Origin of the sequence: Mycobacterium sp., assembly GCF_035640695.1 — a bacterium.
Taxonomy (GTDB): Bacteria; Actinomycetota; Actinomycetes; order Mycobacteriales; family Mycobacteriaceae; genus Mycobacterium.
In genome coordinates, this window is record NZ_DASQVQ010000031.1 from 1 (window position 1) to 4,157 (window position 4,157).

5 protein-coding genes and 1 pseudogene are annotated in these 4,157 nt (G+C 69.3%); 1 reads left to right on the top strand and 5 read right to left on the bottom strand.

The genetic code is table 11. The annotated features are described in order from the left end of the window. The 5 genes from VE759_RS03800 to hisD all read right to left on the bottom strand — a co-directional run. The coding region (locus VE759_RS03800; protein ID WP_324928386.1) for a HisA/HisF-related TIM barrel protein at positions 1-188 on the bottom strand (188 nt) is incomplete at its 3' end. A 15-nt stretch (positions 189-203) separates the two neighbouring features. Beyond that, positions 204-824: an imidazole glycerol phosphate synthase subunit HisH gene (hisH, locus tag VE759_RS03805; protein WP_324928389.1), complete on the bottom strand. Its 621-nt coding sequence runs from the start codon at positions 822-824 to the stop codon at positions 204-206. Next, entirely contained in the window at positions 821-1,435 is a 615-nt protein-coding gene (gene hisB, locus VE759_RS03810) for an imidazoleglycerol-phosphate dehydratase HisB (protein WP_324928390.1), read from the bottom strand. Before hisB ends, hisH begins: the two co-directional genes overlap by 4 nt. Beyond that, positions 1,432-2,598, bottom strand: coding sequence for a histidinol-phosphate transaminase (locus VE759_RS03815; protein WP_324928392.1), 1,167 nt, complete (start codon positions 2,596-2,598; stop codon positions 1,432-1,434). The genes hisB and VE759_RS03815 overlap by 4 nt, the downstream gene beginning before the upstream one ends. Next, a complete protein-coding gene (gene hisD / locus VE759_RS03820; protein WP_324928394.1) occupies positions 2,595-3,911 on the bottom strand; it encodes a histidinol dehydrogenase in 1,317 nt (438 codons plus the stop codon). The genes VE759_RS03815 and hisD overlap by 4 nt, the downstream gene beginning before the upstream one ends. 70 nt (positions 3,912-3,981) lie before the next feature. Between hisD and VE759_RS03825 the strand changes: the two are divergent. Continuing rightward, a pseudogene (locus VE759_RS03825) lies at positions 3,982-4,157 on the top strand (nitroreductase family deazaflavin-dependent oxidoreductase); the annotation flags it as partial.

The following is a 4,157-nucleotide window of genomic DNA, read 5'->3' on the forward strand; positions in this document are numbered from 1 at the left end:
CGGTTGTCGCCGCGGCCGAATGCGGCGTCGAGGTCGACCAGGTGGATCCACTCGGCGCCGTCGCGCTGCCAGGCGAGCGCGGCGTCGAGGGCCGACCCGTACTCGGTCTCGCTGCCCGCCTGCCCCTGCACCAGCCGCACGGCGCGGCCGTCGACCACGTCGACCGCGGGCAGAAGTATCAAAGGCACGAAGAACAACCTTAGTCAGAGTGCGTCGACCCAGTTGTTCAGCAGCGCCGCGCCGGCGTCGCCGCTCTTTTCGGGGTGAAACTGGGTCGCCGACAGCGCACCGTCCTCGACTGCGGCGAGGAATGGCACGTGATGCGTCGCCCAAGTCAGTACCGCGTCGGGGTTGCCCTCCCAGCGCTGTGCGGCGTAGGAGTGCACAAAGTAGAAGCGGGTGCCCGGGTCGAGGTCCTTGAACAGCGTGCTGCCCTCGCCCGGTTCGACGACGTTCCAGCCCATGTGCGGGATCACCGGCGCGTCGAGCTTCGTCACCGCCCCGGGCCACTGGCCACAGCCCGTGCTTTCCACGCCGAATTCCACGCCCCGGGCGAACAGGATCTGCATGCCGACGCATACGCCGAGGACCGGGCGGCCCGCGGTCAGCCGCTCGGCGATGATCTTCTCGCCGCCGATGCCACGCAGCCCGGTCATGCATGCCTCGAATGCACCGACGCCCGGAACCATCAACCCGTCGGCCGCGGCCGCCGGTCCGGGATCGGCGGTCACCTCGACGTTGGCGCCGACGCGCTGCAGCGCGCGCTGGGCCGAGCGCAGGTTGCCGGAGCCGTAGTCCAGGACGACGACGGATTTGCTTGTCACAATGCGCCTTTGGTGGACGGCACGCCGGTCACGCGCGGATCGCGCTCGACGGCTTGGCGCAGCGCGCGGGCGATGGCCTTGTACTGCGCCTCGGTGATGTGGTGCGGGTCGCGCCCGTACAGCGTGCGGACGTGCAACGCGATGCGCGCGTTCATCGCGATCGACTCGAACACGTGATGGTTGATGACGGTGTGATACGGCACGCTGGAACCTGCGATCGTGGTGTGCCGCAGATAATCAGGCTCACCCGTGTGCACGCAGTACGGCCGGCCGGACACGTCGACGGCGGCATGCGCCAGCGCCTCGTCCATCGGGATCCACGCGTCGCCGAAGCGGCGGATGCCTTTCTTGTCGCCGAGCGCCTCGCGCAGTGCCTGCCCGAGCACGATCGCGGTGTCCTCGATAGTGTGGTGGCCTTCGATCTGCACATCGCCCTTGGCGCGGACGGTGAGGTCGAAGCTCGCATGGCTGCCGAGCGAGGTGAGCATGTGATCGTAGAACGGCACGCCGGTGTCGACGTCGACGTTGCCGGTGCCGTCGAGGTCCAGTTCGACGACGATGTCGGACTCTTTGGTGCTGCGTTCAACGCGGGCGTGTCGGTGTTCGGTCACTGAGCTCCTAGAGGTTGGGCGAGTTCGGTGGGCGCGAGCTCGGCGCTGGCGGCCAGCAGCGCGTCGTTCTCCTCGGCGAGCCCGGTGGTGGCACGCAGGTAACCGGCGATCCCGACGTCGCGGATCAGGATTCCGGCGTCCAGGTAGCGCTGCCAGGTGGCCGGCGCGTCGGCGAACTCGCCGAACAGCACGAAGTTGGCGTCGCTGGCAATCACACGGAAACCCATGCTCGCCAATGCTTTCGAGACGCGGTCCCGCTCGGCGATCAATTTCTCCACGCTGCCGAGGGTGTCGTCGGCGTGGCGCAGCGCCGCGCGGGCGGCGGCCTGGGTAACCGACGACAGGTGATACGGCAGCCGCACCAGCAGCATTGCGTCGATCACCGCCGGGGCGGCGATCAGGTACCCGAGCCGGCCGCCGGCGAATGCGAACGCCTTGCTCATGGTTCGGGTGACGACGAGCTTGGTCGGATATTCGTCGACGAGCGCGATCGCGCTTGGCTGCGAGGAGAATTCGCCGTACGCCTCGTCGAGGATCAGGATGCCGGTGGTCATCGCGTCGAGCAGCCGGCGCAGCTCGGGCAGCGAAACACTTTGCCCGGACGGATTGTTGGGGCTGGCGACAAACACCACGTCGGGCATGCGGTGGTTGATGGCCTGCACCGCGACGTCAACGTCGATGCTGAAGTTGTCGGCGCGACGGGCTTCGAGCCATTCGGTCTGCGTGCCGCCCGCGATGATCGGATGCATCGAGTACGACGGTACGAACCCGAGCGCGGTGCGGCCCGGCCCGCCGAAGGCCTGCAGCAGCTGCTGCAAAATCTCGTTGGAACCGTTTGCGGCCCAAAGGTTCTTGACACCGACCTGGACACCGGTCTGCAGCGATAGATAGTAGGCCAGATCGGTGCGCAGTGCGACCGCGTCGCGGTCGGGATAGCGGTGCAGGTCGGTGGCGGCCTCGCGCACCGAGCGGGTGACGTCGTCGACCAGCGCCGGTGTGGGCGGGTGCGGGTTCTCGTTGGTGTTCAGCCGCACCGGCACTTTCAGCTGCGGTGCGCCGTACGGCGACTTGCCCCGCAGGTCCTCGCGCAGCGGCAGGTCGTCCAGCGTGACGCGGTCGCCGGCCGGCCGCCCTGTTTGTTCTTCGCGCGCGCGGCTCGTCACTCCTCGAACCTCCGGCGCACCGCCTCGCCGTGGGCCGGCAGGTTCTCCGCCTCGGCGAGCGTGATCACATGCCCCGTCACGTCCTTCAGGGCGTACTCGGTGTAGTCGACGACATGAATCCCCTTGAGGAAGGTCTGCACCGACAGCCCGCTGGAGTGGCGCGCGCAGCCCGCCGTCGGTAGCACGTGGTTGGAGCCGGCGCAGTAGTCGCCGAGGCTCACCGGTGACCACGGGCCGACGAAGATCGCGCCGGCCGAACGGATCCGGTTCGCGACGCCCGCGGCGTCGACGGTCTGGATTTCCAGGTGTTCGGCGGCGTAGGCGTTGACGACTCGCACGCCGGCGTCGAGGTCGTCGACAAGCACGATGCCCGACTGCTTACCGGTCAGCGCGGCGGTGACCCGCTTGCGGTGCACGGTGGTTTCCAGCTGGGTGGCAACCTCGCGGTCGGCGGCCGCGGCCAGTTCCACGCTTGGAGTGACCAGCACACTGGCGGCCATCTCGTCGTGCTCGGCCTGGCTGATCAGATCGGCGGCGACGTGCGCGGGATCGGCGGTGTGGTCGGCAAGGATCGCGATTTCGGTCGGGCCGGCCTCGGCGTCGATGCCGACCTGCGAGCGGCAGATCCGCTTCGCGGCGGTGACGTAGATGTTGCCCGGGCCGGTGACCATGTCCACGGCCGCGAGCTCCGCGCCGTCGGTGTCGATGCCGCCGTAGGCCAGCAGGGCGACGGCCTGCGCACCGCCGACCGCCCAGACCTCGCCGACGCCGAGCAGCCGGGCAGCGGCCAGGATCGTCGGGTGCGGCAGTCCGCCGAATTGCGCCTGCGGCGGGCTGACGATCGCCAGCGAGTCGACGCCCGCTGTCTGCGCGGGCACGACGTTCATCACCACGCTCGACGGGTACACCGCGTTGCCGCCCGGCACATACAGCCCGACCCGCTCGACGGGAACCCAGCGCTCGGTCACCGTCGCACCCGGCCCGAGCGTCGTGGTGACGTCGGCGCGGCGCTGGTCGGCGTGCACGGCGCGGGTGCGTTCGATCGCGACCTCCAGCGCCCCCCGCACGCCGGCGTCGAGTTCGTCGAGCGCGTTGTCGAGCTCGGCGGCCGGCACCCGGACCGCGGCCGGCCGCACCCCGTCGAAGGATTCACCGAACTCCAGCGCGGCCTCGGCGCCTCGCTGGGCGACCGCGTCGATGATGGGACGGACCTTCGGCACGACGGCGTCGACGTCGACACCGCCCCGCGGCAGCGCGGCCCGCAAACGGGCAGCGGACAGCTCGGCGCCGCGCAGGTCGACGCGGGCCAGCAGCGGGCTTGATGCGGTCACGCCGACTATTGTCCCAGAGCAGCCCAAATTGTTATCGCCAGTAGGAGCGGCCATGTCCACAAAGGATCATCCGAACAACGCGCCCGGCGTGCCGATGCGGTTCCCGCCCTGGTTCGAACGCCTGCAGATCAAGTACATGAACCCGATCGTGCTGCGCGTCGCGCCCCATCTGCCGGGGGTTGCGGTCATCAAGCACCGTGGTCGAAGGTCCGGCAAGGATTACGAAAC